This window comes from Methylovirgula ligni (genome assembly GCF_004135935.1).
GTDB lineage: Bacteria > Pseudomonadota > Alphaproteobacteria > Rhizobiales > Beijerinckiaceae > Methylovirgula > Methylovirgula ligni.
Window position 1 is genome coordinate 125,325 of the sequence record NZ_CP025086.1, and the last position, 25,814, is coordinate 151,138.

22 protein-coding genes and 1 other RNA gene are annotated in these 25,814 nt (G+C 63.7%); 12 read left to right on the top strand and 11 right to left on the bottom strand.

Features of this window, described 5'->3' with window-relative positions; all coding sequences use genetic code 11:
* Positions 1-98: 98 nt before the first annotated feature.
* The gene (locus tag CWB41_RS00560) at positions 99-386 is read right to left on the bottom strand and encodes a hypothetical protein (protein WP_115835906.1); all 288 of its coding nucleotides are present in this window, start codon (positions 384-386) and stop codon (positions 99-101) included.
* Positions 387-986: 600 nt separating this feature from the next.
* Between CWB41_RS00560 and CWB41_RS00565 the strand changes: the two genes are divergently transcribed.
* Genes CWB41_RS00565 through CWB41_RS00580 form a run of 4 tightly spaced genes read left to right on the top strand, consistent with a single transcriptional unit; the run spans position 987 to position 6,918 of the window.
* Positions 987-1,994: an ArsR/SmtB family transcription factor gene (locus CWB41_RS00565; protein WP_115835905.1), complete on the top strand. Its 1,008-nt coding sequence runs from the start codon at positions 987-989 to the stop codon at positions 1,992-1,994.
* Complete coding sequence (metF, locus tag CWB41_RS00570; protein ID WP_115835904.1) at positions 1,994-2,914, top strand: methylenetetrahydrofolate reductase [NAD(P)H]; 921 nt, start codon at positions 1,994-1,996, stop codon at positions 2,912-2,914. The genes CWB41_RS00565 and metF overlap by 1 nt, the downstream gene beginning before the upstream one ends.
* Positions 2,915-6,634: a methionine synthase gene (gene metH / locus CWB41_RS00575; RefSeq protein WP_115835903.1), complete on the top strand. Its 3,720-nt coding sequence runs from the start codon at positions 2,915-2,917 to the stop codon at positions 6,632-6,634.
* Positions 6,635-6,687: 53 nt separating this feature from the next.
* On the top strand, positions 6,688-6,918 hold the full coding sequence (locus tag CWB41_RS00580) for an FmdB family zinc ribbon protein (RefSeq protein WP_115835902.1): 231 nt from the start codon (positions 6,688-6,690) through the stop codon (positions 6,916-6,918).
* On the opposite strand, the gene CWB41_RS00585 is transcribed toward CWB41_RS00580, so the two are convergent.
* Positions 6,915-7,661: an N-acetylmuramoyl-L-alanine amidase gene (locus CWB41_RS00585; RefSeq protein ID WP_115835901.1), complete on the bottom strand. Its 747-nt coding sequence runs from the start codon at positions 7,659-7,661 to the stop codon at positions 6,915-6,917. The genes CWB41_RS00580 and CWB41_RS00585 overlap by 4 nt on opposite strands.
* A gap of 18 nt (positions 7,662-7,679) precedes the next feature.
* Entirely contained in the window at positions 7,680-8,003 is a 324-nt protein-coding gene (locus CWB41_RS00590; protein ID WP_115836360.1) for a hypothetical protein, read from the bottom strand.
* 139 nt (positions 8,004-8,142) lie between these two features.
* Between CWB41_RS00590 and rnpB the strand changes: the two genes are divergently transcribed.
* An RNA gene (gene rnpB / locus CWB41_RS00595) (RNase P RNA component class A) lies at positions 8,143-8,520 on the top strand.
* A gap of 37 nt (positions 8,521-8,557) precedes the next feature.
* On the opposite strand, the gene CWB41_RS00600 is transcribed toward rnpB, so the two are convergent.
* Positions 8,558-13,213, bottom strand: a complete 4,656-nt coding sequence (locus CWB41_RS00600) for an apolipoprotein A-IV repeat region-like domain-containing protein (protein ID WP_115835900.1) — start codon at positions 13,211-13,213, stop codon at positions 8,558-8,560.
* Between the two features lie 328 nt (positions 13,214-13,541).
* Between CWB41_RS00600 and CWB41_RS00605 the strand changes: the two genes are divergently transcribed.
* From CWB41_RS00605 to CWB41_RS00615, 3 genes are all read left to right on the top strand, one after another.
* On the top strand, positions 13,542-13,898 hold the full coding sequence (locus tag CWB41_RS00605; protein WP_245411205.1) for an Hpt domain-containing protein: 357 nt from the start codon (positions 13,542-13,544) through the stop codon (positions 13,896-13,898).
* A 175-nt stretch (positions 13,899-14,073) separates the two neighbouring features.
* Positions 14,074-14,394, top strand: a complete 321-nt coding sequence (locus CWB41_RS00610) for a 2Fe-2S iron-sulfur cluster-binding protein (RefSeq protein ID WP_115835898.1) — start codon at positions 14,074-14,076, stop codon at positions 14,392-14,394.
* Between the two features lie 89 nt (positions 14,395-14,483).
* Positions 14,484-15,521, top strand: coding sequence for an NAD(P)/FAD-dependent oxidoreductase (locus tag CWB41_RS00615; RefSeq protein WP_115835897.1), 1,038 nt, complete (start codon positions 14,484-14,486; stop codon positions 15,519-15,521).
* Positions 15,522-15,597: 76 nt separating this feature from the next.
* Here CWB41_RS00615 and CWB41_RS00620 read toward each other — a convergent pair whose 3' ends face one another.
* A complete protein-coding gene (locus CWB41_RS00620; protein ID WP_165203898.1) occupies positions 15,598-16,500 on the bottom strand; it encodes a transporter in 903 nt (300 codons plus the stop codon).
* A gap of 258 nt (positions 16,501-16,758) precedes the next feature.
* Between CWB41_RS00620 and CWB41_RS00625 the strand changes: the two genes are divergently transcribed.
* The gene (locus CWB41_RS00625) at positions 16,759-17,451 is read left to right on the top strand and encodes a Crp/Fnr family transcriptional regulator (RefSeq protein WP_129396363.1); all 693 of its coding nucleotides are present in this window, start codon (positions 16,759-16,761) and stop codon (positions 17,449-17,451) included.
* Here CWB41_RS00625 and CWB41_RS00630 read toward each other — a convergent pair whose 3' ends face one another.
* From CWB41_RS00630 to pabB, 6 genes are all read right to left on the bottom strand, one after another.
* Positions 17,452-18,453, bottom strand: a complete 1,002-nt coding sequence (locus CWB41_RS00630) for a YcjF family protein (protein ID WP_245411204.1) — start codon at positions 18,451-18,453, stop codon at positions 17,452-17,454.
* Positions 18,454-18,538: 85 nt separating this feature from the next.
* On the bottom strand, positions 18,539-20,041 hold the full coding sequence (locus CWB41_RS00635; RefSeq protein WP_115835893.1) for a YcjX family GTP-binding protein: 1,503 nt from the start codon (positions 20,039-20,041) through the stop codon (positions 18,539-18,541).
* Positions 20,042-20,068: 27 nt separating this feature from the next.
* Positions 20,069-20,584 (bottom strand): SixA phosphatase family protein, encoded by a 516-nt coding sequence (locus CWB41_RS00640; protein WP_115835892.1) that lies wholly within the window; start codon positions 20,582-20,584, stop codon positions 20,069-20,071.
* Between the two features lie 97 nt (positions 20,585-20,681).
* Positions 20,682-21,515: an aminotransferase class IV gene (locus CWB41_RS00645; RefSeq protein ID WP_115835891.1), complete on the bottom strand. Its 834-nt coding sequence runs from the start codon at positions 21,513-21,515 to the stop codon at positions 20,682-20,684.
* Positions 21,502-22,107 carry an anthranilate synthase component II gene (locus CWB41_RS00650; RefSeq protein ID WP_115835890.1) on the bottom strand — a complete coding sequence of 202 codons (606 nt, stop codon included), beginning with the start codon at positions 22,105-22,107 and terminating at the stop codon, positions 21,502-21,504. The genes CWB41_RS00645 and CWB41_RS00650 overlap by 14 nt, the downstream gene beginning before the upstream one ends.
* Positions 22,104-23,528 carry an aminodeoxychorismate synthase component I gene (gene pabB / locus CWB41_RS00655; RefSeq protein ID WP_342633302.1) on the bottom strand — a complete coding sequence of 475 codons (1,425 nt, stop codon included), beginning with the start codon at positions 23,526-23,528 and terminating at the stop codon, positions 22,104-22,106. Before pabB ends, CWB41_RS00650 begins: the two co-directional genes overlap by 4 nt.
* Positions 23,529-23,727: 199 nt before the next feature.
* Here pabB and CWB41_RS00660 point away from each other — a divergent pair, with 199 nt between their 5' ends.
* The 3 genes from CWB41_RS00660 to CWB41_RS00670 are packed head-to-tail and all read left to right on the top strand — an operon-like array spanning position 23,728 to position 25,813.
* On the top strand, positions 23,728-23,988 hold the full coding sequence (locus CWB41_RS00660; protein ID WP_115835889.1) for a DUF6111 family protein: 261 nt from the start codon (positions 23,728-23,730) through the stop codon (positions 23,986-23,988).
* Positions 23,985-25,253, top strand: a complete 1,269-nt coding sequence (locus CWB41_RS00665) for a CCA tRNA nucleotidyltransferase (protein WP_115835888.1) — start codon at positions 23,985-23,987, stop codon at positions 25,251-25,253. Before CWB41_RS00660 ends, CWB41_RS00665 begins: the two co-directional genes overlap by 4 nt.
* A gap of 41 nt (positions 25,254-25,294) precedes the next feature.
* Positions 25,295-25,813, top strand: a complete 519-nt coding sequence (locus CWB41_RS00670; RefSeq protein ID WP_115835887.1) for a DUF6790 family protein — start codon at positions 25,295-25,297, stop codon at positions 25,811-25,813.
* Position 25,814 lies beyond the last annotated feature (1 nt).

Here is a 25,814-nt window from a genome sequence, read left to right on the forward strand (position 1 = left end):
GTGCGCGGACCAAAACGACGAAGCAATCCGCATAAAACTGGATTGCTTCATGTCGCTGGGATGACGGGCCGGCACAGGTGCCGGCCCAACGTCAATGTTTACGAGGCCCGCATCAATTTCACGGCGAGGCCGGTGACCTTGACCCTTTGAAGGGTCGCCGCGCCGGGCAGGTCGCCGTCGTCGGCATGATCGACGCCGTAATCGACTTCGATGATCGCGTCGGCGTCGCAGTCTTCCGCGACATCGACCAGGTTCTCAAGCGCCTTGGCCTTGTAGAAGTCTTGTGTCACCGCCGAGCGCCGGCCGTGCCAACCCGAAGCGGCTTGAATGCGGCCGATCGGCACCACCTTCACTCCGTCGATTTCGTTATCGTAGATGATCCGCATAATTCATTCCGTCCTTCATTCACTTTGATGCCGAACATCCGCCCGTTCATGCACCGAAGCTGTCTTTTTCTTACGATCCCTTAGGGGCTTCTCCCTGGCGCGCGATCTGAGTTTTCTTTGGTCCGCACCGACCGCTGTATCCTCTCACCATGCCCGCGTTACGGGGCGCAAAGAGGGAGAGAATGTGGCTTTCATCGGTGCGTCACGGCTCTCACGACGACTATGCGTTCACAACGCATTAAAACTTCGTTTCGAATCGCACGCTTTGCACTGATTCGCTGCGCTTGAATTTCCCGCACGCAGTTAACGAAAGCCATATGAAAGTCGGCCACCTCTTGTGTTTATCGACGCCTGTGTTCTTTGCGCCATGCAGGAACCATGCAAGGCGCGCAGCCCGGTGGATATTTGTCTCGCCTCCGTAATGCGGAAGTACATGGTCCGCATGACACCTCTGCATTTAACGCGGTGAAGCTGAACACCACCCGAATGCAATCGGGCGAAAAAGTGGAAACGCGCGGCGAAGCGGCCCTTAGATGCCCCCGAATTTTACTTTACAATATAAACATATCTTTATATGATTTATGAAACTTGAGAGCAGCGATGGCCTCTGAGACGACCTCTTTCGAAACCTTGCTCGACGCGCTCGCCGCGGCGGGAGAGCCGACACGGCTGCGCCTGCTCGCCCTGCTCGCCGAGGCGGAACTGACGGTCACCGAGCTCGTCACCATCCTCGGCCAGTCGCAGCCGCGCATCTCGCGTCATCTCAAACTGCTGCTGGAGGGCGGGCTGGTCGAGCGCCATCGCGAGGGGGCCTGGGTCTTCTTTCTGGCCGCGAGCACGGGGCCGATTGCCAAATTGCTGAGCAATATCCTCGCGACTCTCGCCCCACAGGATACCGCCCGCCAGGCGGATCGCGACCGGCTCGCCGAGGTTCGCCGCGCTCGCGTCGAGCAGGCCGCCCGCTATTTCGCCGCCCATGCGGCGGACTGGGACAAGCTTCGCGCCCTGCATATCCGCGAGGAGCGGGTCGAAACTGCCGTTACGGAGCTCATCGGCCGGGCGCCGCTGAACGCCGTTCTCGATCTTGGCACCGGGACGGGCCGGATGCTCGAACTCGTCGCACCGCGCGCCGAACGCGCCGTCGGTATCGACCAATCGCCGCAAATGCTGGCCCTCGCCCGCGCCCGGATCGAGAAAGCCGGACTGCGCAACGTCCAGCTCCGCCAGGGGGACATCTATGCCCTGCCCGTCGAGCATAGCTGCTATGATCTCGTCATCATCCACCAGGTCCTGCATTACCTCGACGATCCCGCCCGCGCCGTGCGTGAGGCGGCGCGGGCGCTCCGCCCCTCCGGCCGCCTGCTGATCGTCGATTTCGCCCCGCATGAGGAAGAGAGCCTGCGCACGCAGCACGCGCACCGCCGCCTCGGCTTCTCTGGCGAGGAGATCGCTGGCTTGATGGAAGAAGCCGGCCTTGACGTGATCGGCCGGCGTGATCTCGTTCCCAGCAAGAAGGACGGCGGCAAGCTGACCGTCTCCCTCTGGCTCGGCCGCGACCGCCGCGTCATCGCCGATCCAATCCCCCTCACCAATCGCGAGTTTGCCTGATGGCCCTGGCCGATTTCTCCGAACCTCAGCCGCGCGCCAGCCGCCGGATCTGCTCGGGAATCAATGTCTCGTTTGAATTCTTTCCGCCGCAGACGGAGGAGATGGAGCGAACCCTGTGGAACTCGATCGAGCGGCTCGCGCCACTCGCACCCGAATTCGTCTCGGTCACCTATGGCGCCGGCGGAGCGACGCGCGAGCGCACCCACGCGACGGTCGCCCGCCTCGCCGGCGAAACAGCGATCAAGCCTGCTGCCCATCTCACCTGCGTCGGCGCGACATGCGCGGAGGTCGATGAGATCGCCCGCGCCTATTGGGAGATCGGCGTGCGCCACATCGTGGCGCTGCGGGGTGACCCGCCGGGTGGGGTCGTCGGCCGCTTCCACCCGCATCCCGGCGGCTATGCCAATTCCACCGCACTCGTCACCGGGCTGAAACGGCTCGCCGATTTCGAGATTACCGTCTCGGCCTACCCGGAAGGCCATCCCGAAAGTGCCTCGGTCGATCAGGACATCGATGTGCTGAAAGCCAAGATCGACGCGGGCGCGACCCGTGCCATCACCCAGTTCTTCTTCGAGAACGAGGTCTATTTCCGCTTTCTCGACAAGGTGCGCGACCGAGGCATCGAGATTCCGATCATCCCGGGGATCGTGCCGGTGCAGAATTTCCGCCAGACGGCACGCTTTGCCGAGAGGGCCGGAGCCACGGTACCGGGGTGGCTCGCCGAGCGCTTCGAGGGGCTCGATGACGACCCGACGACGCGGCGGCTGATCGCCGCGACCGTCGCCGCCGAACAGGTTTTCGACCTCGTTGACGCGGGCATCGACCATTTCCATTTCTACACAATGAACCGCGCCGATCTCGTCTATGCCATCTGCCATTTGCTCGGCCTGAGACCCACGGCCGAGACGAAAGTCGTCTGAATGTCCAGAGTTCCCGCGTCCGATACCGAGAAAGATCTTCGCGCCGCCGCTGCTGAGCGCATCCTGGTGCTGGACGGTGCCATGGGCACGATGATCCAGACGCACAATTTCACCGAGGCCGATTTCCGCGGCACCCGCTTCGCCGACTGGCCGAGCGATCTGCGCGGCAATAACGATCTGCTTGTGCTGACCCAGCCGCACGCGATCGAGGCGATCCATTTCGCCTATTGCGAGGCCGGTGCCGACATTATCGCCACCAACACCTTCTCCTCCACCCGCATCGCCCAGGCCGATTACGGGATGGAGGAGCTGGTGGCGGAATTGAACCGCGAGGCCGCGCGACTGTGCCGCCGCGCCGCCGACAGGGCAATGGCGAAGGACGGCCGCCGCCGCTTCGTCGCGGGTGCGATGGGCCCGACCAACCGCACCGCATCGATTTCCCCGGACGTGAACAATCCCGGCTTTCGCGCCGTGGCCTTCGACGAATTGCGTGCCGCCTATGCCGAAGCGGCCGAAGCGCTCATCGAGGGCGGCGCTGATGTTCTGCTGATCGAAACGATTTTCGATACGCTGAATGCCAAGGCCGCCTATGCCGGCATCGACGATGTGTTCGAGAAACTCGGCCGCCGCCTGCCGGTGATGATTTCCGGCACGATCACGGATCTTTCCGGGCGCACCCTCTCCGGCCAGACGCCGACGGCCTTCTGGTATTCGCTGCAGCATACGCGCCCGCTTTCGATCGGGCTCAATTGCGCGCTCGGCGCGCGGGAAATGCGGGCGCATCTCGCCGAGCTTTCGCGCGCCGCCGACACTCTGATCTGCGCCTATCCCAATGCGGGCCTGCCAAACGAATTCGGTCTCTATGACGAGAGCCCGGACTATATGGCGGGCCTCATCGGCGAATTCGCGGAGTCCGGCCTCGTCAATATCGTCGGCGGCTGCTGCGGTACGACGCCCGCGCATATCCACGCGATCGCCAAGCGTGTCGCGGGATTGAAGCCGCGCGAAATTCCCGAAATCGAACCGCAATTGCGGCTCTCGGGGCTGGAGCCATTTACGCTCTCGCCCGACATCCGCTTCGTCAATGTCGGCGAGCGCACCAATGTCACCGGCTCGGCCCGCTTCCGAAAATTGATCAAGGAGGGCGATTTCGCCGCCGCGCTCGATGTCGCGCGCGATCAGGTGACGAATGGCGCGCAGGTCATCGACATCAACATGGACGAGGGCCTGCTCGATTCGAAGCAGGCGATGGTCGATTTTCTCAACCTCGTCGCCGCCGAGCCGGACATCGCCCGCGTGCCGGTGATGATCGATTCCTCGAAATTCTCGGTGATCGAGGCCGGCCTGAAATGCGTCCAGGGCAAGCCGATCGTCAATTCGATCTCGATGAAGGAAGGCGAGGAGAAATTCATCGAACAGGCAAAGGCCGTGCGCCGCTATGGCGCTGCGGTCGTCGTCATGGCCTTCGACGAGAAAGGCCAGGCGGATACGTTCGAGCGAAAGGTCGAGATTTCGGCGCGGGCCTATAAAATCCTGACCGAGACGGTCGGCTTTCCGCCGCAGGACATCATTTTCGATCCGAATATTTTCGCCGTCGCGACCGGCATCGAGGAGCACAATAATTACGGCGTCGATTTCATCGAGGCCACGGCGGAAATCCGCAAACGTTTTCCGCTCGTTCACATTTCCGGCGGCGTCTCCAACCTCTCCTTCTCATTCCGCGGCAATGAACGGGTGCGCGAGGCCATGCACTCGGTCTTCCTCTATCATGCGATCGCCGCCGGCATGGATATGGGCATCGTCAACGCCGGCCAGCTCGCGGTCTATGAAGACATAGAACCGCAGTTGCGTGAGGCCTGCGAGGATGTCGTGCTGAACCGCCGCCCCGACGCGACCGAGCGGCTGCTGGCGCTTGCCGAAAGCTACAAAGGCAAGGGCATTGAAGCGAAGGAACGTGACCTTGCCTGGCGCGAGCAGCCGGTCGAGAAGCGGCTGGAACATGCGCTCGTCGCCGGCATCACCGAATATATCGATGTCGATGTCGAAGAGGCGCGGCAGAAGGCAACGCGGCCGCTCGACGTGATCGAAGGCCCCTTGATGGGCGGCATGAATGTCGTCGGCGATCTCTTCGGCTCCGGCAAGATGTTCCTGCCGCAAGTCGTCAAATCCGCCCGCGTGATGAAACAGGCCGTCGCCTATCTGCTGCCTTACATGGAAGCGGAAAAGGGGGCCAACGCGCGCTCCAGCGCCGGCAAAATCCTGATGGCGACGGTCAAGGGCGATGTGCATGACATCGGTAAGAATATTGTCGGCGTCGTCCTCGCCTGCAACAATTATGAGATCATCGATCTTGGCGTCATGGTGCCGGCGGCGAAGATTCTCGAAACGGCCAAGGCCGAGAATGTCGACGCGATCGGCCTCTCCGGCCTCATCACGCCCTCGCTTGAGGAAATGTGCTTCGTCGCTTCCGAGATGGAGCGCGAGGGCTTCGATCTGCCCTTGCTCATCGGCGGAGCGACGACGAGCCGCGTGCATACGGCGGTGAAGATCCATCCCAACTATCATCGCGGCCAGACGGTCTATGTCACCGACGCGAGCCGCGCGGTCGGCACCGTGCAATCGCTGCTCTCGCACGATAAACGCGGCGCTTATATCGACAAAGTGCGCGCCGAATACCAGAAGGTGGCGGATGCTCACGCGCGCGCGGAACTCGACAAGGCGCGCGTATCCCTCGCCAAGGCGCGTGCAAACGGCCTCAAGCTCGATTTCTCCGACTATCTGCCGCCGAAGCCTCTCTTCACCGGCACGCGTGTTTTCCGCACCTATGATGTCGAGGAGTTGATCCCCTATATCGACTGGACGCCGTTCTTCCGCACCTGGGAATTGCGCGGCCATTACCCGGAAATCCTCGACGACAAGGAGCAGGGGAAAGCTGCGCGCCAGCTCTATGAAGACGCTCAGGATATGCTGAAGCAGATCGTCACCGAGCGCTGGTTCGATCCGAAAGCCGTGATCGGCTTCTGGCCAGCGAATGCGGTGGGCGACGACATAAGGCTCTACACTGGCGAATCCCGCGGCGAGACTCTGGCGACGCTGCACACGCTGCGCCAGCAGCTCTCCAAGCGCGAGGGCCGATACAATATCGCATTGTCCGATTTCATCGCGCCCGAAGCCAGCGGCAAGGCCGATTATATCGGCGCCTTCGTCGTCACCGCCGGGGCGCGCGAAGAGAAATTGGCGGAGCGTTTTGCCAAGGCGAATGACGATTATCGCTCGATCCTCGTCAAGGCGCTCGCCGACCGCATCGCCGAGGCTTTCGCCGAACGCATGCACGAGCGCGTGCGGCGCGAATTCTGGGCCTATGCGCCGGACGAGACGCTGACCAACGAGGAGCGGATCACCGAAAAATATCGCGGCATCCGTCCCGCGCCGGGCTATCCGGCGCAGCCCGACCATACCGAGAAAGCGACCCTGTTCGATCTGCTCCACGCCGAGAGGCGCATTGGCGTGAAGCTGACGGAGAGCTTCGCCATGTGGCCGGGCTCTTCGGTCAACGGGCTTTATCTGGCGAACCCGCAGGCGCATTATTTCGGCGTCGGCAAGATCGAGCGCGATCAAGTCGAGGATTACGCCAGGCGCAAGGGCATGAGCGTCGCGGAAGTCGAGCGCTGGCTCGCGCCGATCCTGAACTACGATCGCACCGCCGTCGCGGCGGAATAATCTGGCACGAGATTGGAATAGCAGCAGCGGGACAGTTCACAGGAGGCCCGTGCGTGCCGCTCTACAGCTACCATTGTTCGAAATGCGACAAGGATTTTGAGCTGCTGGTGCGTTCCAGCGACACGCCCGCCTGCCCCACCTGCGGCAATATCGAGATCGCGCAGCAGGTCTCCTTCGTGGCGCCGGAGAACAAAAGCCGCGCCTTCCTGCGCGGGGCGCGCGACCAGGCGGCGCGCGAGGGCCATCTGAGCAATTTCAGCCGCTCCGAGCGTGGCGGGAGCTAACTCGACGCCAGCAAATCCTGCAGAGTCTTCAGCGTCGAAAGATCGGCTTTGCCGTCGATTCGCGCGGGCCGGAAATGGCGCTGGAAGGCAATCACCACTTTCTCGGTCTGATCGTCATAGACCCCCGTGACGTCGAGTCCGTAACCATAGGCCACGAGTTTGCGCTGAAGGTTCCAGACTTCCGCGCCTTCGTCGCCCAAGCTCAAGCCCGCATCGGGGCCCAGCGGATGCGGCGGCACATAATGGCCGACCCCGGCCGACGCGAGCTTCGCCCACGGAAAAAGCTCACCCGGATCGGCTTTGCGCTCCGGTGCAATGTCCGAATGCGCGAGAATGTCTTGCGGCGGAATCCCATACCGCTGCGCGATGTCCCGGCAAAGCGCGATGACGGCTTCGATCTGCGCATCGGGAAACGCCGGGTTCCCGAAATCATGGCCGCCATTGACGATCTCGATGCCGATCGAAGCGGAATTCATGTCGGTCTCGCCGGCCCAAGAACTTTTACCGGCGTGCCAGGCGCGGCGGGCCTCGGGCACGAGCTGAAATATCCGCCCGTCTTCCTCGACGACATAATGCGCTGAAACTTCCGACGCCGGATCGCGCAAGCGCTCCAGAGCCGCGGCGCCCGTCTTCATGCCGGTGTAGTGCAGGATGATCGCGCGCGGCACCTGCTCGTCCCTGTCGCCATGGTTCGGCGAGGGATGCGCGACGGCCAAGGGACTGTCAGGCGCGAAATCTTGCATGAGGTTGGGCCGCGCCGATCAATATCCGTAATACGCCACGCAGATCGGGCGCCCATAGACATCATAGCCCCAATGTGCGCAGCGCGGCGGTGGCGGCGGATAATAGCCCGGCGGCGGTGGCGGCGGCGGTCGCGTGTTGGCGCCCACAATCGCACCGGTCGCGGCGCCCAGGACGCCGCCCGCGAGAGCCGCGCCCGGCGACCCCCCGGCCGCCGCGCCGAGCGCCAATCCGGTCGCTCCGCCGATCGCCGCACCCGATGTCGCGCGCTGCTCCGGCGTATAGCCGCAGCCGGAGAGGACAAGACCGAGCATCGCTATCGAAAGGCCGTTGCGCATCTTCATTTCTGCCTCCACCGCGAAGGAAATGCCTTTTTCAAAGGTGCAGAAATCCCTTAAAATTTTGTCGGGATCGCGGTGGGCGTGCGGCGCCAATATTCCGCTTCGGTTGACGGCAGACCGTCACGCGCCTATCCCGAGCCGGCCAGTCGGCTGGATGGCCGCCGCTTTTGCGGAGGAAAGTCCGGGCTCCATAGAGACACGGTGCCGGATAACGTCCGGCGGGGGTGACCCCAGGGATAGCGCCACAGAAACGAGACCGCCCGCCGGTTCGCCGGCAGGCAAGGGTGAAACGGTGCGGTAAGAGCGCACCGCGTGGCTGGTAACAGTCGCGGCATGGCAAGCCCCACCGGGAGCAAAACCGAATAGGGGCGCAGGCGGTCTCGCAAGAGGCCGCAGGGCCGTCTCTGGCCCGCGTCCGGGTAGGTTGCTTGAGACGGTCGGCAACGGCCGTCCCAGAGGAATGGCCATCACGCGCGCTTCGCGCGCCATACCAAACCCGGCTTATAGGCCGACTGGCAATTTTTACGCGCCATTTTTACGGGCCGTGCGTGGCCGGCTTAGTTCAGCCGGCCCGCCGCGTGCGCAAGCATCGTATAGACCTTGCCCGTCTCCGAGGTGAGATAGGTGCGGGTCAGCGTGTCGTCGCGATCGTCGCGGCTGACATCGGCAAGCAGGCGCTCGAATTCCTGGATATAGCGATCGACCGTGATGCGGAATTCGCTGTCGCCACGATAGCGGCGGCGGATTTCCTCGAAGGTCTGCGCGCCGCGGCCGATGTAGATGCCGCGCGCGAAGGCTCCGCTCTCGCCGCTGCGATAGCGATCCCATGCCTCGGCGATCGCCGCGTGATCGACCATCCGCGCGATATCGTGGGAGATCGTCTCCAGCGGCTCCGAGGCCGCGGCGGCGCGCCCGATCGCGGGCAGGCCACGCGGCGGCGACGGCTCTTCCGGCTGGAACGGCCGGCGCGGCGTCTGCTGATCCTCGCGCGAGGCGCGGGCCAGCAGATCGGACAGCCAGCCAGGGCTACGGTCGGCGGCCGCGGGACGCGGTGGTGCCGCCGGCGCCGGTGCCGGGCGTGCCGCACGCGGCGGCTCGGACCGTGCGGGCTCCAGCCGTCGCGCGGGTGCGGCCTCACGCGGGGCGGTCACCGGGTCCGAAAGATCGTAGGAATGCCCGGAACGCGCGACGATATCCGTCAGCTCGTTGAGCGCCTTGATCTGATCGGCGACGGCCCGGCGCATTGCTGCGGTTTGCTCGGCCGTCTCCTGCGGCAGGCCGACGGCGTTGCGGCGGACTTCCTCGCGGGTCGTCTCCAGCTCGCGCTGGATCTCGCGGGCAATGCCGCGCATCTCCGCCGCGGCCGTCTGGAACCGCGCCGTCGATTTGCCGAAGATATCTTCGATCTCGGCGCTCGCCTGCTGATAGGCCGCCTGCAGAAGCTCGGCGGTGCGCTCGCGCTCGCTGCCGATCGAAGCACGGATATCACTGAATTGCCGTTCCACCTGGCCTGCCGTCATCTGCGATGTATTCGCCAGATATGACCCGATCTCCTCCGCGCGCGCCTCGGCGCGGCCGAAGGCTTCATCGACGAGAGCCTGGAACGACCCCATCACACCTTCGAATTCCTCGCGCCGGGCCGCAACGGTGGTCAAAAGGCTTTCGATCGCGCCGCGGCGTTCGTGGAGCGTCCGGTCGAGTTCAACCTGCGAGCGCGACAGATCGGCGGCGGCGGCGGCTAAAGACTGCTGCTGTTGCGCGATAACCTGATAGAGCGCCTCGGCGCTGCTGATCGTCGAACCGGCATTGGCGCCGAGGCTCTCGATCTGCTCGCCGATGTTGGCGGTCGCCCGTTCGAATTCGGCGATGCGCGCGGCAAGAGCGATTTCGACACTCGCGAAGCTCGCCTGGGCGCTTTCAACAGTCCGCTGCACGGCGGCGTTCTTCTCATCGAGAGCGCCGATGGCTTCAGTCATGCCAGCGCGCACCTGATGATGCGTGGAGACAAGCGAATCGACCGAAGCGCTGGCGCCGGCCGCCAGAGCAGTGTTGAGGCTTTGCGTCGATTGATCGAGCGTGGCGGCGAGTTCCGCCTGCTTCTGGCCAATCCTTTCGACAAGATCCGAACCCTTCGTGTCGAGGACGGCACGGATGTCGTCGGACCGTGCGCTGAGCGTGTCGTGCAAATTGCCGCCGCGCTCGTCGAGCGTGGCCTGCAGCTCGACCAGGCGCCCCGCCAAAGTCGAGCCGATCTCGTTGACGCGGCCCGCAAGGACCCCGCCGATCTCGGCGATACGGCCGGCGAGCGTGGTGTCCAGATCTTGCGAGGCCTGGCCAAGCAGACTGCGCAGCGCATCGGCACGGCCACTCAGCAGACCTTCGAGCTGGCCCGATTCGTGGTCGAGCGCGGCGCTGATCGAGCCGGTGTGGTGGGCAAGCGTCTGGTCGATCTCCTGCGCCCGCGCCGCCAGATTGTCGGAGAGCTCGCGCCCCCGCTGGTCGAGGTCACTGGTGACGAGATCGAGCCGGCCGACGATCTGCTCCTCGAAGCGGGCGATGCGGCTATCAAGCGTATCGGCGATCTCGCTGGCGCGAACGCCCAGCACCTCGTTCACGTCCTGCGCCTGATCGGACAAGGTCTGCGCGATCTCGATCGCGCGGCCGCCCAGCAGACGGTTGACCTCGTCGGCCTTGACCGAGAGAGTCTGCGCGATCTCCGTGGCACGCGCCCCCAGCACTTGATCGACCTCATCGGCTTTGGCCGACAGCAGCAGTGCAATTTCCGCCGCCCGGCCTGCCAGAGAGGCGTTGATTTCGCCGGCACGCGCATCGAAGGTCGTATTGATCTCGTTGGTCTGACTGCTCAGGACCGCGCTGATTTCCTCCGCGCGATTTGCCAGCAAATCGCCGATGCCGGCGGTGCTCGCGCTCAGTAAATGATGCGCTTCGCCGGCCTTTTCGGCGAAATTCTCGGTAAAGGCCGCGACCTGCTGCGCCAGATCGGCATTGATCGCTTCGGCGCGCGCCTCGAGCGCCTGCGTAACTTCGCGATTGCCATCGCTCAGCACGCGGGCGATTTCGAGCGTCCGTGCGGCAAGCGTCTCGTGCAGCGTGCGGGCACGTCCATCAAGCGCATTGTCGATCCGGCCAAGCAGCCCTTCCAGCGAATCGGCGACCTGCTGCGCCCGTGCGGAGGCGCGATCGTCCAGATTCTGCGCCTGCTCGGCGAAGACCGCGACGGTATGATCGTTGTGCTCGGAGAGCTTGCGGTCGAGTTCGCCGCCCTGGTTGTCGAGCACGCCCTGCAATGTCTCGAAATGCGAGGAGAGCCGAGCCGCGAGCGCATCGGCGCTTTCGCCAAGCCGCTCGGCGATCTCGTTACCGTGGCCGGAAATGGCATCCTCGAACCGCGCGAGCCGCTCGGACAAAGTCTCGTTGATACGCTCGCCATGCGTCGCGATGGCGCCGATGGCATCGCCCGCCGTCTCGGCGAAGCGATCGTTGAGCGTCCCCGCGTGATAAGCGAAACTGTCGAAAGATTCTTGCGCCGTGGCCGCGAGGCGCTCGTGCATCCGCTCGGAATGTGCCGTGAGCGTCGAGGAGGAGTCCTCGAGCACGGCGGCGGCGCGAGCGCTCGCATCGTCGAGCTTTTGCGCGATTTCGCTGATGAGGCTCTGGCCGCTGTCGCGCAAATGCGTGTCGACATCGGCGAGCCTTTGCGTCAGGTCATTCGAGACTTGATCGAAGGCCGAGGTCGCCCCGCTCAGCGCCAGGGCAGCGCGCTCGCTCGCATCGTCGAGCTTCTGCGCGATATCGCTGACGAGGCTCTGGCCACTGTCACGCAAATGCGCGTCGACATCAGCGAACTTTTGCGTCAGGTCGTTCGAGACTTGATCGAAGGCCGAGGTCGCCCCGCTCAGCGCCAGGGCGGCGCGCTCGCTCGCATCGTTCAGCCGCTGCGTAATATGGCTCGCAAAAGCCTCGCCGGTTTCGTTGAGATGGGCGTCGATCTCGCTGAGGCGCTGATTGAAGCTTTGCGCCAGTTCGGAGTTGGCGCGCCCGATGCTCGCTTCGACGGCCTCACGCGCCTGATCGAGCCGGCCGATAATGTCCTCGCCGTGAGCGGCCAGCGCGCCGACCAGATCTTCGCCCGCCTGAGCGAGCGAGAAGCGGATTTCCTCGGCCTTGGCGCCGAGCGAATTGGTGATGCGATTGCCGGTGCCGTTAAGGTTTTCGGTCAGGCCGCCGGCGGCGCTGTCGAGCTCGCGGGCAAAGGAATCCTGCGCACTGCCGATCGCCGCACGCATCCGCTCGCTGTTGGCGAGCATCGATTCGCGCTCGGTCGTCAGCTCGTCAACGAGCGAACGGATCCGGCGCTCGTTTTCCGAATAGGAACGCTCGAGATTGGAGACCTCGGAACGTACCAGGGTTTCAAGTTCGCCCGCGCGGGCCAGTGCCCGCTCGATGCCGTCGCCCATCGAGACGATCTCGCGGCGGATGGCTTGCGACAACGTCACCATTTGCTCGCTGGCGATCGTCTCCGGAGCGGAAAGCCGCATCGCGATCTCAACCATCGAACGCGCGGTCAGACGCATCTCCTGCGCCCGGCGCGCCAAGAGCGCGGTGACGACGAAGAAAATGACCGGCCCAAGCGCGATAATCGCGAACAACGCGGTCTCCGGACGCAGGGCCGAAGCGCCGGGAACCAGAAGTTCGGCACGATGCGCGCCGAAATAAAGCCCGGCGAGAACGAGCCAGACTAAAGACAAAAGCCCGGCAATGACCAACGGCGCCGGGCTCGGGCGCTGGTTCAGCGCCCGGAGCATCGCGCCGACGGAATGGCGGTCATCGTTGGCCGGCGCGCCAGCCGGCTGGACGGGCGCCTGGCTGGCGGCAAAATCGCTCTGCCCCGCCGACTTTCCGGTCTCCGGCTTCTTTGGCACGAAGAGCGGGTGTTCCTCGACCTCCGGCAGGCGCGGCAGCGAACGATCGTCCGGGCCGAACGACGGCACACCGAGCGCCGGTCCTTCCGGATAGCGCCGCATGACCTTCGGCGTCTTGTCGGGGTCGGAAGCCTTCGGGAAAATCGGCGTCGAAATCTCCGGCGCCTTATTTTCATCCTCGGCGGGCGAGTCGGCGGAAAGGTTCAACGCCTCTTCGATCGCCGACAGCGCCGCAGCCGCCGGATCTTGCGCCTTATTGGACGTCGCCATGATAACCTCTTACGCAAACGGAGATACGCATCCGCACCCTACTCACGACGCGTTTTGCCACCGGCCGGCGGCAAAACCGCAAACATTCCGTTAACCAAAGGCAGTCTACATCCGCGCTAGAGCGATTGAAACCGCCGCTGTCGAAGGTTTGCAAACGTCGTTAACGCGGCCTTCACCATAAAAACAAAGAATTGCCGCACGCGGGCGCCACCACGGTTATCCCTGTAACTTGTCAAGCAAAATCCGTACGATGGCAAGCTGCCGATAAGGCCAGCGCAAAATTCGCTGGGGACGGATTCATGAATCGCGGGCCGCAATGAAGCCGGCGTTGACCGAAGAGATAGTACGATCGGTGAAGACGTTCGATCCGCATCATCTCGCGTCGCAAACCGGCGGCGATACGGCGCTTCAACGCGAACTGCTGATACTCTTTGCCGACCAATCCACAGCGATCCTGTCAGCACTGGACGATCCCGCCGCCACGCCGCTTGCCCGCGCCGATCTCGCACACAAACTCACGGGCTCTGCCAGGGCCGTCGGCGCCTTTGCCCTCGCGGAAGCCGCCGCAGCCGCGGAGGCCGAGTGGCGGGCGGGCGCCGCCGCGCCAGACGCATTTGCGCGCCTTCCCGGCGCCAGCGAGGCCGCATTGGCGGCCATCCGGCGCCATCTCGGCGAGCGTCCGTAGCCGCCAATTTCCGCAATCCAGGCGGGTAATTGCTGCGCTGCGGCAAAAAAGTCCCGCCAAAACCGCGGTTTTGGGCCAAATTCCGGCTTCGTCGCCAAGACGAGGCTATTCATTGTGCAAGCTCTTCATTAAAAGGCGCGCAATCCCCTCCTTCAAACCTCCAGAGAAAGCATCAATGGTCCATATTACTTTCATCGATTCATCGGGCGAAAAGCGGCCGGTCGAAGCCGAGGAAGGCTCGACCGTCATGGAGGCGGCGATCCGCAATTCGATCCCCGAGATCACCGCCGAATGCGGCGGGGCGTGCGCCTGCGCAACCTGTCACGTCTATGTCGATGAAGCTTTCGTCCCGCTGACTGGCGAGGCCAGCCCGCAGGAAGAGGACATGCTTGATTTCGCCTATGCCGTGCAGCCAAATTCGCGCCTGGCATGCCAGATCAAGATCGGGCCCGAAGTTGAGGGGCTGATCGTCACGACGCCGGCGCGCCAGGGTTAGCCCCGCGCCAATTCCGCGATGATCGTCGAGATGTGCTGAGCCGCGGACGGCGCATGCTGCCCGCGATGAGAATTTCCAAGGAGCCTTTGATGGTAGACAATATTGAAACCGACGTTGTCATCGTCGGCGCCGGTCCTTCGGCCCTCTTCACTGTGTTCGAGCTCGGGCTGCTCGATATCAAAGTCCACCTGATCGACATTCTGCCGCGTGCCGGCGGCCAATGCTCGGAGCTTTATCCCGAAAAGCCGATCTACGACATTCCCGGCCATCCGACGATCACCGGCGCCGGCCTGATCGACAATCTGCTGGCGCAGATCGAGCCGTTCCACCCGACCTTCCATTTCAATCAACTGGTGACGGAGCTCGAGACTCTTGGCACGCCCGAGGCGCCCGCCTTCCGGGTGAAGACCGATGCCGGCGCTACCTTCACCGCCAAGGCGGTGATCGTCGCCGCGGGCGGCGGCTCGTTCCAGCCGAAGAAGCCGCCGATCGAAGGCATCGAGCTCTATGAAGACAAATCCGTCTTCTACGCCGTGCGCAAGATGGAAGAATTCCGCGATAAGAATGTCATTATCGTCGGCGGCGGCGATTCCGCCCTCGACTGGACCTTGAACCTGCATCCGATCGCCAAGCGGATCACGCTCGTCCATCGCCGTGACGATTTCCGCGCCGCGCCGCATTCGGTCAATGCCATGCGCGAGCTTGTGGCCGCCGGCAAATTGGATTTGCGCATCGGCCAGATCGTCGGGCTTTCCGGCGATGACGGCGAATTGAGCGGCGCCCATTTCAAGGCCGGCAAGGAAGACGCGGTCGTGATCGCCGCCGAGCGGCTGATCCCCTTCTTCGGCCTCACCATGAAGCTCGGGCCGATCGCCGACTGGGGCCTCAACCTCAACGAAAATCTGATCCCGGTGGATACCGCGCAATTCGAAACCAACGTGCCGGGGATTTTCGCCATCGGCGACATCAACTTCTATCCCGGCAAGCTGAAGCTCATTCTCTGCGGCTTCCACGAGGGCTCGCTGGCCGCGCAGAAGGTGCACCGCTATGTCTATCCGGACAAGAAGCTGACCTTCCAGTACACGACCTCTTCGACGAATCTGCAGAAGAAGCTCGGCGTCCAATAAAAACCGGCGCCAGATAAAAAAGGACCGGCCCGAAGGCCGGTCCAAGTCACATGCCCTGGACGGGAGCCTGTGAAATTCAGTATTTGGCGACGACCGGTGCGGCCGGCGCCGGGGGATTCCACAACGGAATGATGATGCGGCCCCAAACCCGCGTGTCCGGGCCACCGAGGCTGAGCGGCGCCTGATTGTTCGCCAGGACGCTGCGCGTCGCGAAGACTTCCGCCGTCACCGATCCGAAGGTGTAGCCGACGAGACCGCCGAGCGCGACCTGGCTGTAACGATAATTGCCGTAGTCGTTGCCGACCGTGTTGCTGATGTCGGTCGACGCATTGCCGACGAGACCCAGCTCCCACTTGTCGATGTGCTTCACCGCCGAGAAATCGACGTCGATCGTATCGGGCTGAGTCTGGTAGCCGTAGCTGGCGTTGTTGCCGCTGATGCCGAGGGTGAAGTTCGCCCCGAGGCTCCAGCCGTCGGTGGTGTTGTAAGCGATGCCCGCGAGATCGGTGAACGTCCAGAAATTGCCGCCGATCCCGAGCTGGCCGACGTCAGTATTGACCGGGAAGAAGGCACCGGCGAATTCCGACACGCTCCAGCCGCTGCCGAGGTTCCACACTTCGCCGATAAGGGCCGCCGCATTGTAGAACGACGTATCGCTCACGCCGGCGGTGTGATCCCCGACGCTCAGCTCCGGCACTGCGGCGATCGCCTCGACATGGCCGCCGAGGAAATCCCACGGCGTCGACCACACCAATGTCGGAAGGTTGACCTCCGCATCGACCCGGCCGATGCCCGACTGGCGGTTCATGTAATAACCGGTGTCGGCAAAATAGAGACCGCCGGGGAGAACCACGGCGACCGGCAGATTCATCGTCCAGCCGGCAGGGCTGACGGTATCCGCAAAAGCCTTGGTTCCGGTGATGCCAAGTACGGCCATTGTACATAGGGCCGTTGTCCCGGCCAGTTTTGTAATTCTCATGCAAATTCCCCCACGGTTTGCGCATGTCATATATGAGGAACTTGCACCCTCCGGGCGCGCGACGGATGATCCTGCTCAAGTCCGCCCTGCATCAACTCGCGGCAAATTGTCTCCCCCGTTTGGCATGATCCAGATCAATTTCCGCCCGCTGATTCTGCGTCAGCTTAGTGACGGTAAACATTAGAGATTGAGGCGCGGGACACGGCATCCGGCCCGGTCGCAAACCCGCGAAAAGAAGTGGATCTAGCAAGAAACTTTTTGGCAGAGAAAAGCCGCGCGTGCAGCTATTGCGAGCTGCGCAGCAAGGGCTTCTGCAGTCATTTCTCGGACAGCCATAAGGCGCTCCTCGCCGAAGTCTCCCGGCTGGTGACGCTCGAATCGCACAAGACCCTCTTCCGCCAGGGCGAGGAAACCGACAGCGTCTATGTCGTCCGCACCGGCATGCTGCGCCTCTATCAGCGTATGCTCGACGGCCGGCGGCAGGTCATCGGTTTCGCCAAGGCGGGCGATCTCCTGCTGTTCCCGCTCAGCGAGCGCAACGACTATAGCGCCGACGCCCTCGATTCGGTCTATCTCTGCCAATTCCGGCGGCAGGATTTCCATGGCTTGCTGCAGCGCGAGCCGGAGGTTCTTTCCGCTCTCGCAGTGGTGACGCACGAGGAGTTGACGCGCGCGCGCAGCCAGATTGCGCTTCTCAGCCAGCGAAAAGCCGAGCCCAAAATGGCGCAATTTCTTCTGACGCTGTTTGAAAGCTGCGCGCGGCCCGATTCGAATCCGGCGAACGTCCCCGTGCGCGTGCCGCAAGCCGATATCGCCGACTATCTCGGCATGACGGTCGAGACGGTGAACCGGACGATGGCGCGCCTCGTCCGCGAGGCGATCATCAGCGTCGCCAAACAGGGGTTCGATCTTCTCGACACCAAACGCCTGCGCGACATCGCCGAGAGTTAATTAGTTCTTATGTGCCGCGTCGGGGGTTTTCTTTTCCGACTGGAAAAGAAATGGCGCGACATCGCCAATGCCGGGAGAAGATTCGACCTCGAAGGGCATCGGCCGGCACACCGCCATGGCGGAAAGGCCGACGCGCGCAGTCAGCATGCCGTTCAGCACCCCCTCTCCCAGCCGCGCCGAAAGTTTCGCCGCGATGCCGTGCCCGACGACCTGCTGGATCAGCGAATCGCCGATGGCGACGCCGCCAGTGATCGCAAGATGCGCTCCGACCGAGCGCATCAGCTTGATGAAGCCGAAAAAGCCCGGGCGTCCGCCATAAATCTCCGAAATCCGTCGTACCAGCCGCAGCGCCTGCGCGGCAACGAAAGCGACATCGATGAGCGCGCGCGGCGAAATCGCCGTCACCATCGAGACGCGCTTGGCGGCGCCGGCGATCTCGCGCGCAACGTTGCGATCGAGCGGCAGGACGAGGTCGCGCTCGGCAATGTCGATGAGATCGCGTCCGTCGATAATCTCCTTGGTAAGGTCGAGCAGATTGGCACGCACGGCGGCGTTCGCGCCGCGCTTGGCCTGCAGGCCGACAAGCTCAGCGACGAGACGGCGCGCCGCGTCGCGATCGTCGGCCGCGCGCGCGGCGGCAAAGCTCATATGCATATGCGCGATCTTGCTTTGCCGGGCGATGCTCCAGATTTCGCGCGCCGCCATTACGGCCAGCGCGAAAAGCGCAAGGCCGCCGAGGCCGACCGCCACATAGCCCAGCACTTTCGAGCGCGAGAAAAGCTCAACGACGAGCGAGATCAGCCAATTGCTCAAGGCAACCAGGATGAAGCCGCCGGCCGCGGAAAAGAACAGCCCGCCCCAGGATATGAGGCTGCTGCGCGTGATGCCGCGGCCCTGTGCCGATTCGACCGCGCGTTCGGCCGGATCGATGGGCGCCACCGCCTTCGCGGCCTCGGCCTCGACGAAATCCTCGACCGGCTCGAGCGTGAACGTCTCGGGCATGGGCTCCGCCGCGCCCGGCTTGCCGATTCGAAACGCCTGAGGCTTTATCTTTGCTTCGCTCGCCACGGAAATCCTCTTTGAGCCCTCAATCAAATCTGTCGCCGATCAAAAATTGCAAGGCGCGGTCGAGGCGGATGTGCGGCAGGGGCAATGCCATGCCGGCGGCATCGCGCTGCGCGATCGGCGGCCGGAAGCGCACGAAACGATAATCCGCCATGCGTGGATCGACCACGCCCATATCGCCGGAGAAGACCGCGTCCGGGTCGCGTGGCAGTTCGCCGGGGAAGATGGCCGCCTCCGTGCGGCCGTCGAAAACCTCGTTGCCGATGCGCTCGCCCGCCATCGAAATGCCGACGACAGCGGCCAGCGCCGCATTGCCCCGGCCGCCGACATTGGCCTCGTGCGTCGCCCGCACGGCGGCGAGCGCCACAACATCGATCGCAGCGCCGACATCCTCCGATCGTGCGATGGCGCGTGCCGTCAACCGACGCAGGATCGCCTCGAGCCGATCATGGCTCACGTGGTTGAGATGGTCCGCTTTCGTCGCGGCAAAGAGGATTTTGTCGATCCGCGGCCGCAGCAAGCTGGTCAGCAGCGTGTTCTTGCCGGCGCGAAAGGCGTTGAGAACCTCGCCGAGCGCATGTTCGAGATCGCGCACCGCCCCGACACCGGCATTGAGCGCGGCGAGAACGTCGACAAGTACAATCTGGCGATCGAGACGGGCGAAATGGTCGCGGAAGAAGGGCCGCACGATATGGTTGCGATAGGCGTCGTAACGGCGCGCCATCATGCCGGCGAGCGATTGCGGGGCGATCTCGCTGCCTTCGGTGAGCGGCAGCGGGGAGAAGGTGAGCAGCGGCGAGCCTTCGAGATCGCCCGGCATCAGAAACCGTCCCGGCGGCAGGGCGGAAGCCGAGATCGGCTCCGCCCGGCAAGCGCGCAGATAGGCGGTGAAAAGCATCGCCGCCTTCTGTGCCACGGCCTCATCGGACAGCGCCGCGGGATCGAGGCTAGTCACATAGGCGCGCCATTCGGCGGCAAGCGGGGCCCGCGCCGGGGCGAGGCTGGCTTCCAAAGTATCCTGCGACCAGCGCTGATAGGATTTTCCAAGCAGCGGCAGATCGAGCAGCCACTCGCCGGGATAATCGACGAGATCGATCGAGAGCTGCGAATTGCGCCGGCCGAAGCTCGTCTCGCGCTCGAATTCCAGCGTCAGCCGCAGTTCGGAGATGCGCCGCGTCGACTCGGGCCAGGCGCGTTTTTCGGAATCGCCGCCGGGGCCGGTCAGTGTCGCGATATGCTCCTCATAGGCAAAGCGCGGCACGGCATCGTCCGGCTGCGGCTCGATCGTGCCGCGCACCAGCCGTCCCTCGGCATGGACGCGGAAAACCGGCAGCGGATTCTTGCCGCCCTGCGCCGCGACGCGGGCGGCGAGAGTGAGTTGCTGGACGAGCGCGGTGACGAAAATCGTCTTTCCCGCGCCCGACAGACCGGTGACGCCAAGCCGCAGCGCCCGCCCCGAAAGGGATTCGGCGAGGTTCTGGATCGCCAGCCCGGCATCGAAGAGGAAATCGGCGAAAGAGGGCACGGAAGACCCCTTAAATGGCCATGCGATTCATTTGGCCAGAACGTGGCGAGTCACAAAATGTTCGAGCTGGCCGTCGCCGCGCCGCGCTTTGCGCCAGGTATCGACGTCGAAATCGATGACCGCCAGAGCCGGTGCGGGGAAATGCCCGCGCATCCGCGCCAGTTCCGACTTGTTGCCGCGTCCGGCGAGGACGAGCGCCAGTTCCGCCAGGCCCGGATTATGCCCGACGAGGAGCAGAAACTTCGCATCCGGCGGCGCCTCGGCGACGACATCCTCCAGTGTGCGCAGATCGGCGCTGTAGAGGTCCGGCAGATAATCGACGGTGAAAGTATCGCCGGCGCCGCGCTCCAATCCCTCGAACGTCTCCTTTGCCCGCCTGGCGGGCGAGACCAGCGCGAGATCGGGCTTAAGACCTGAATCGTGGAAATAGCGGCCCATCCGCTCGGCCATGTCGCGACCGGTCGGCGTCAACTCGCGCTCGGCATCCGATTCATCGGTGAGCGGAACGGCTTCGGCATGGCGCAGGATCGCGAGACGCAACATCAAAAGACCGGTTGGGACCAAAATTCAGCCGGTCGCCCGGCGGCGCTATTATCCCCCGCGCGGCGGCGCTTGCAAAGCCACGCCGGCGGAACTCTCTTCAAAAACGTCCGCATTCGGCGGCGATCGCCTCCTGGATCGCAGCCTGCAATTCGCGCACGATTTCATTTTCCTCAGAGGGATAGGCGATGGCGTCGAGCCGACTGCACGGGGCAATCAGCCGCAGACTGCTGGTGGCGAAAAGCGCATCCGCGCGCGAGAACTTCTCCAGCGGCAGCGAGCGCTCGGCAACGTCATAATGCAAGCCATGCGCCTTCGACAGAACGAAGGCTCGTGTCGTGCCGGCGAGCGCGCCATCGGAGAGCGGCGGCGTCACCAATTGACGCCCGAATACCGCAAAAATATTCGCGCTCGCAAGACAAGCGACGCGGCTGTGCGTATTTTCGAACAGAACTTCATCGGCGCCCCTGGACGCCGCCTGCTCCAGCGCGATGACGGAATCGAGGTAGGGAATCGCCTTGATGCGCGAGCCGGGCGAGGTCTCGTTGCGCCGGATCGCCGTCGTGCCGAGCTTCAGGACCGGGAACAGCGGGCGTCCCAGTTCGGCCGCGACGCCGAAGAATACCGGTTTCGGCTGTTTCGGAAACAAGAGACCGCGCGGACCCGGCCCGCGCGTCAGCGTCAGCCGCACCGCGCCATCGACAATCGACTCGGCGAGCGCATCGAGAGCCCGCGCCGCGACGGATTCATCGAAGGGGATGCCGAGAATTTCGGCGGCGTCCGCCATCCGGTCGATATGCGACTTGCGCCGGAAGATGCGGCCGTTGCGCGCCAGCGACGTGTCGAAAATCCCGTCGCCCAGCGTCAAGCCGCGGTCCGTCAGGTCGAAAGGAACGATCGACTGCTCTCGCAACGCGCCATCAAACCAGAACACGCGGCTTTCTTTCTACTGTGAGGCGCAAGAAATTAGCGAAAAGAGCATGGCCAAATTCCGTCAGGATCGATTCAGGATGAAATTGCACGCCATAGACCGGCGCGGCGCGATGCGAGAGCGCCATGATCTCGCCCTCTTCCGAGACCGCATCGATCGCAAGCTCCGCCTCGAGCGCCGCTGTCGGCTCGACGATCAGTGAGTGATAGCGCCCGACCACCAACGGCTGCGGCAGGCCCTCAAAAAGCCCGGTGCCGTCATGCGCGACCCGCGACGTGCGCCCGTAGAGCGGCCGCTTGGCCGGTACGACCTTGCCGCCGAACACCTCGCCGATCGCCTGATGACCGAGGCAAACGCCGAGGATCGGGATCTCGCCGGTAAGTTGCGCGACAACGGCTTCGGAAATCCCCGCCTCGCGCGGCGTGCCAGGGCCGGGCGAAATCACAATCGCCGCGGGAGCCGCACGGCGGATCGCGGCAATGTCGATCTCATCGTTACGGCGCACGGCAACGTCGCGGCCCAATTCCTCAAAATATCGGGCGACATTGAAGACGAACGAATCGTAATTGTCGATGACGAGAACCTGACCGCTCATTGCGCTGCTTCTTCCAGTTCATCGGCGGCGCCGAATGCCTCGAACAGGCGCTTCACCTTCACTTCCGTCTCGACATATTCCGCAACGGGATCAGACAGAATGGTGACGCCGCCGCCCGCATGCAGCGAGGCACGGCCCGGCTTCAGCACCGCGGTGCGGATAGCGATGTTCATATCCGTCGTACCGTCAAACCCGATATAGACAATCGAGCCACAATAATAGCCGCGCGAGACCTTTTCGATCGCGTCGATGATCTCCATCGCGCGGCGCTTCGGCGCACCGGTCACCGAGCCGCCGGGAAAGGTGGCCGCGAGGAGATCGACGATATCCTTGTCCGCCGCAAGTTCGCCCGTCACCACGGAGACGAGATGGTGGACGTTGGCATAGGATTCGAGACCGCACAGCACCGGCACGTCCACCGAATTCGGCCGGCTGACGCGGGAGAGATCGTTGCGCAGAAGATCGACGATCATGATGTTTTCCGCGCGGTCTTTTTCCGACTTTTTCAGCGCCTCGGCGCGGCGGGCGTCTGCCGCGGGGTCCGGCGAGCGATTGATCGTGCCTTTGATCGGCCGCGTCTCGATCGCGCGCCCGCGCTTGCGCAAAAGCAGTTCGGGCGAAGAGGAAGCGATCACCGTTCCGCCCAGATTGAGATAGGCTGCGAAGGGCGCCGGATTGGCGGCGCGCAGTTTCTCGTAGAAGCCAAAGGGCGAGAAATCCGCCGGCAGATGTGCAGAAAACCTTTGCGCGATATTCGCCTGGTAGATGTCGCCCGCAAAAATATGCGCCTGAACCTGCTCGATCGCAGCATGATAGGCTGCGGGCGTGAAATTCGAGGTCCAGCCGCGAATCGGCTGCGGTTGTTCGACGTTGCCGCGCGCGGAATGGCTGATGAGGTGCAACACCTGCTGGATTCGCGCGGTGGCACGCGCCGCGCGTGCGTCGGGGTCGGTCTCCGGCAGGCCGGAGGAAAAAATATAGGCGCGCCGCAGAAGATGGTCGAACGCCAGAACAAGGTCATAAAAACCGAGCGAAACCGGCTCGTCCTGGGCGATGGTATGCTTGCCACCGCGCAAGCCGTCGAACTCCCAGCCGAATTCATAGGGCACGGCGCCGATCACCCCGCCCTGAAACGGCGGCAGGTCCGGATCAGCCGGCACCGCGAACCGCGCCAGAAGGGTGCGGAGGGCCGCCAAGGGCGGTGCGTCGAGAGACGCCCCGTTCCAGGCCGCCTGGCCACCGATTGCGGTAAAACTGCCGAAAGGTTCTATTCCGATAAAGGAATAGCGCCCCAGCTTCGGCTCGAACATCGCGCTGTCGAGAAAGGCGAATCCCGGCCGCTCGGCGAGGACGCGCGCGACATCGAGCGGCTCGCGCCACTTGAGGTCATGCATCCAAAGTCCGTCGAGCTTTGTGGCCACGTTGTCTTCCCGCCGAAATCGGCGTGTTTCCCTAACATTTTCATCAAGAACTTGAAAACAGGCACGCATATGTGCATGCGAAGGGCGCGCTGCAACCTGCGCCCGCGCGCTAGTTTCGCATCCCACTCGAAGTGATTTTGCAAACATCGGCCGCCGGCCCTACCATATGTGCGGCTGGTCTTTTCGTGAAAGGTTTGCAATGTGGCGCGTCGTCCTGAGGCCGGCGCTTCTGTTCCTCGCGCCTTTCCTGCTTTATGTGGCGTGGCTTGCTTTAAGCCGGACGATGCCCTTTGCCCGCCAGCATTGGGGCCGCACTGTCGTTTCGAACCTGACGCTCCTGGGCCTTGCCGTCGCGGTGATTGGAATGCTCGCCTTCGGAATTTTTGCTGACCGCCGCTTCGGCGCCTATCAGCCTGCGCATATCGAGAATGGCGTGCTCGTGCCCGGACACATCCAATGAGCTCCATCGCGGTCGAAGCGCCGGCGGCAGCATTGGCGCTGCTCAAGAACCAGGGACTTCAGCGCATCCTCGCGCTTCTCGATGGTGACGGCGAGGAAGCGCGGCTGGTCGGCGGCGCGCTGCGCAACGCCCTCCTCGACAAACCGGCGACGGAATTCGACATCGCCACGACCGCAACGCCCGAAGTCGTTGCCGCGCGGGCGCAGGCGGCGGATCTTCGCGCCGTGCCGACCGGCCTCGCGCATGGCACCGTCACGGTTATTGTCGACGGCCATCCGTTCGAGGTGACGAGCCTGCGCGAAGATGTCGAGACGGACGGACGCCATGCCGTCGTCCGCTTCAGCCGCGATTTCGCCGCCGACGCACAGCGGCGCGACTTCACCATGAATGCTCTGTCGCTGAGCCGCACCGGCACACTCTACGATTACGTCGGCGGCCTTGCCGACATTGCCGCAAAAAAGCTGCGCTTCATTGGCGACCCGGCCGAGCGGATCAAGGAAGATTATCTGCGCATCCTGCGCTTCTTCCGCTTCTCCGCCGGCTATGCGGAAGGGCCACTCGATACCGAGGGACTGCTCGCCTGCATCCGCGCCCGCGACGGATTGGCGCGGCTGTCACGCGAGCGCGTCCGCAACGAGTTGCTGAAACTCCTTGCCGCGCCCCGCACAGGCGAAGTGACGCGCGAGTTTTCCCGGTCCGGTCTGCTCGGTCCGCTGATCGCCTCGGCGCCCAATCCGCAAAGGCTCGAACGCCTGCTGCAATTCACGCAGGGTGAGGAGCGCGATCCGATTTTGAACCTCGCCGCGCTGGCGCTGAACCTGCCTGAGGACGCGCATCGCCTGCGCGACAAACTGCGCCTCTCGAACCCCGAGCATCAGCGGCTGGTGCGGGCGGCGGAAGCCCTCGAGACCCTGCATGGCCGGGACACGCCACCGGCGCAACAGGGTTTATTGAAACTACTGTTCCTCTACGGCCGCCGCGCCGCCTGCGACGCGCTCGTCCTTGCCGCCGCCGAGGCCCGCGATGCGGCGGCCGAATGGCGCGCGGCGCTCGACGTCCTGCGCACGGCGAAGGAACCGCGCCTGCCCTTCAGTGGCGACGATCTCATCGCCCGCGGCATCGACGCCGGCAAAGCCGTGGGCGATGCGCTGAGGCTCCTGGAATCGCGCTGGATCGAAGCAGGCTATCCAGAGGCGCCGGACCGGCTCGCCGAATTGCTGGACGAAGCCGTGATCACCATCCGCAAGCAGGGCAGCGCGGCTTAGATTCCCGCACTTTTCTCACAGCCCGATAAGGGATGCGCACAATGTCCGCCGCGATTCGTCTGGCTCTGAGCAATTTCACCGTAACCTTTTTTGTGATCGGTCTTCTCGCATCCGGGATCGTGTTGCTTCGCGCGCCAAAGCCGCTCACACCCCGCGCGATCCACGAAGCGCTGTTTTCCTATTTTCTGTTTTTCTCGATCGGCGTGAGCTTCTTCTACAATTTTGTCATGCACACGTTTTTCGGGGCCATGTCGGCGCGCTTCATCGGCTGGGCCGACAGCCCATTCCAGGCCGAGGTCGGATTCGCAAGTCTTGGTTATGCGGTTGTCGGCTTTCTCGCCTTCCGCGGCAGCTTTGGATTACGGCTCGCCGCTGTCGTCGGCCCGTCTCTGTTTCTGCTTGGCGCCGCTGCAGGCCATCTCTATCAGATCGCCAACACCCATAATTTTGCGCCCGGCAATTCGGGCGCCGTCCTTTACAGCGACATCCTGATCCCCGTCGCGGGCTTCGTTTTGTTATGGCTGCAGTCGCGCATCAAGCCGGAAGACGCTGCACGTTGAG

Excerpts from the sequence above, each read along its gene's own strand:
- CWB41_RS00560 (WP_115835906.1), bottom strand. The coding sequence starts at position 386 with ATGCGGATCATCTACGATAACGAAATCGACGGAGTGAAGGTGGTGCCG.
- CWB41_RS00565 (WP_115835905.1), top strand. The coding sequence starts at position 987 with ATGGCCTCTGAGACGACCTCTTTCGAAACCTTGCTCGACGCGCTCGCC.
- metF (WP_115835904.1), top strand. The coding sequence starts at position 1,994 with ATGGCCCTGGCCGATTTCTCCGAACCTCAGCCGCGCGCCAGCCGCCGG.
- metH (WP_115835903.1), top strand. The coding sequence starts at position 2,915 with ATGTCCAGAGTTCCCGCGTCCGATACCGAGAAAGATCTTCGCGCCGCC.
- CWB41_RS00585 (WP_115835901.1), bottom strand. The coding sequence starts at position 7,661 with ATGCAAGATTTCGCGCCTGACAGTCCCTTGGCCGTCGCGCATCCCTCG.
- CWB41_RS00590 (WP_115836360.1), bottom strand. The coding sequence starts at position 8,003 with ATGAAGATGCGCAACGGCCTTTCGATAGCGATGCTCGGTCTTGTCCTC.
- CWB41_RS00600 (WP_115835900.1), bottom strand. The coding sequence starts at position 13,213 with ATGGCGACGTCCAATAAGGCGCAAGATCCGGCGGCTGCGGCGCTGTCG.
- CWB41_RS00610 (WP_115835898.1), top strand. The coding sequence starts at position 14,074 with ATGGTCCATATTACTTTCATCGATTCATCGGGCGAAAAGCGGCCGGTC.
- CWB41_RS00615 (WP_115835897.1), top strand. The coding sequence starts at position 14,484 with ATGGTAGACAATATTGAAACCGACGTTGTCATCGTCGGCGCCGGTCCT.
- CWB41_RS00620 (WP_165203898.1), bottom strand. The coding sequence starts at position 16,500 with ATGAGAATTACAAAACTGGCCGGGACAACGGCCCTATGTACAATGGCC.
- CWB41_RS00630 (WP_245411204.1), bottom strand. The coding sequence starts at position 18,453 with ATGCCCGAGACGTTCACGCTCGAGCCGGTCGAGGATTTCGTCGAGGCC.
- CWB41_RS00640 (WP_115835892.1), bottom strand. The coding sequence starts at position 20,584 with ATGTTGCGTCTCGCGATCCTGCGCCATGCCGAAGCCGTTCCGCTCACC.
- CWB41_RS00650 (WP_115835890.1), bottom strand. The coding sequence starts at position 22,107 with ATGAGCGGTCAGGTTCTCGTCATCGACAATTACGATTCGTTCGTCTTC.
- CWB41_RS00660 (WP_115835889.1), top strand. The coding sequence starts at position 23,728 with ATGTGGCGCGTCGTCCTGAGGCCGGCGCTTCTGTTCCTCGCGCCTTTC.
- CWB41_RS00665 (WP_115835888.1), top strand. The coding sequence starts at position 23,985 with ATGAGCTCCATCGCGGTCGAAGCGCCGGCGGCAGCATTGGCGCTGCTC.
- CWB41_RS00670 (WP_115835887.1), top strand. The coding sequence starts at position 25,295 with ATGTCCGCCGCGATTCGTCTGGCTCTGAGCAATTTCACCGTAACCTTT.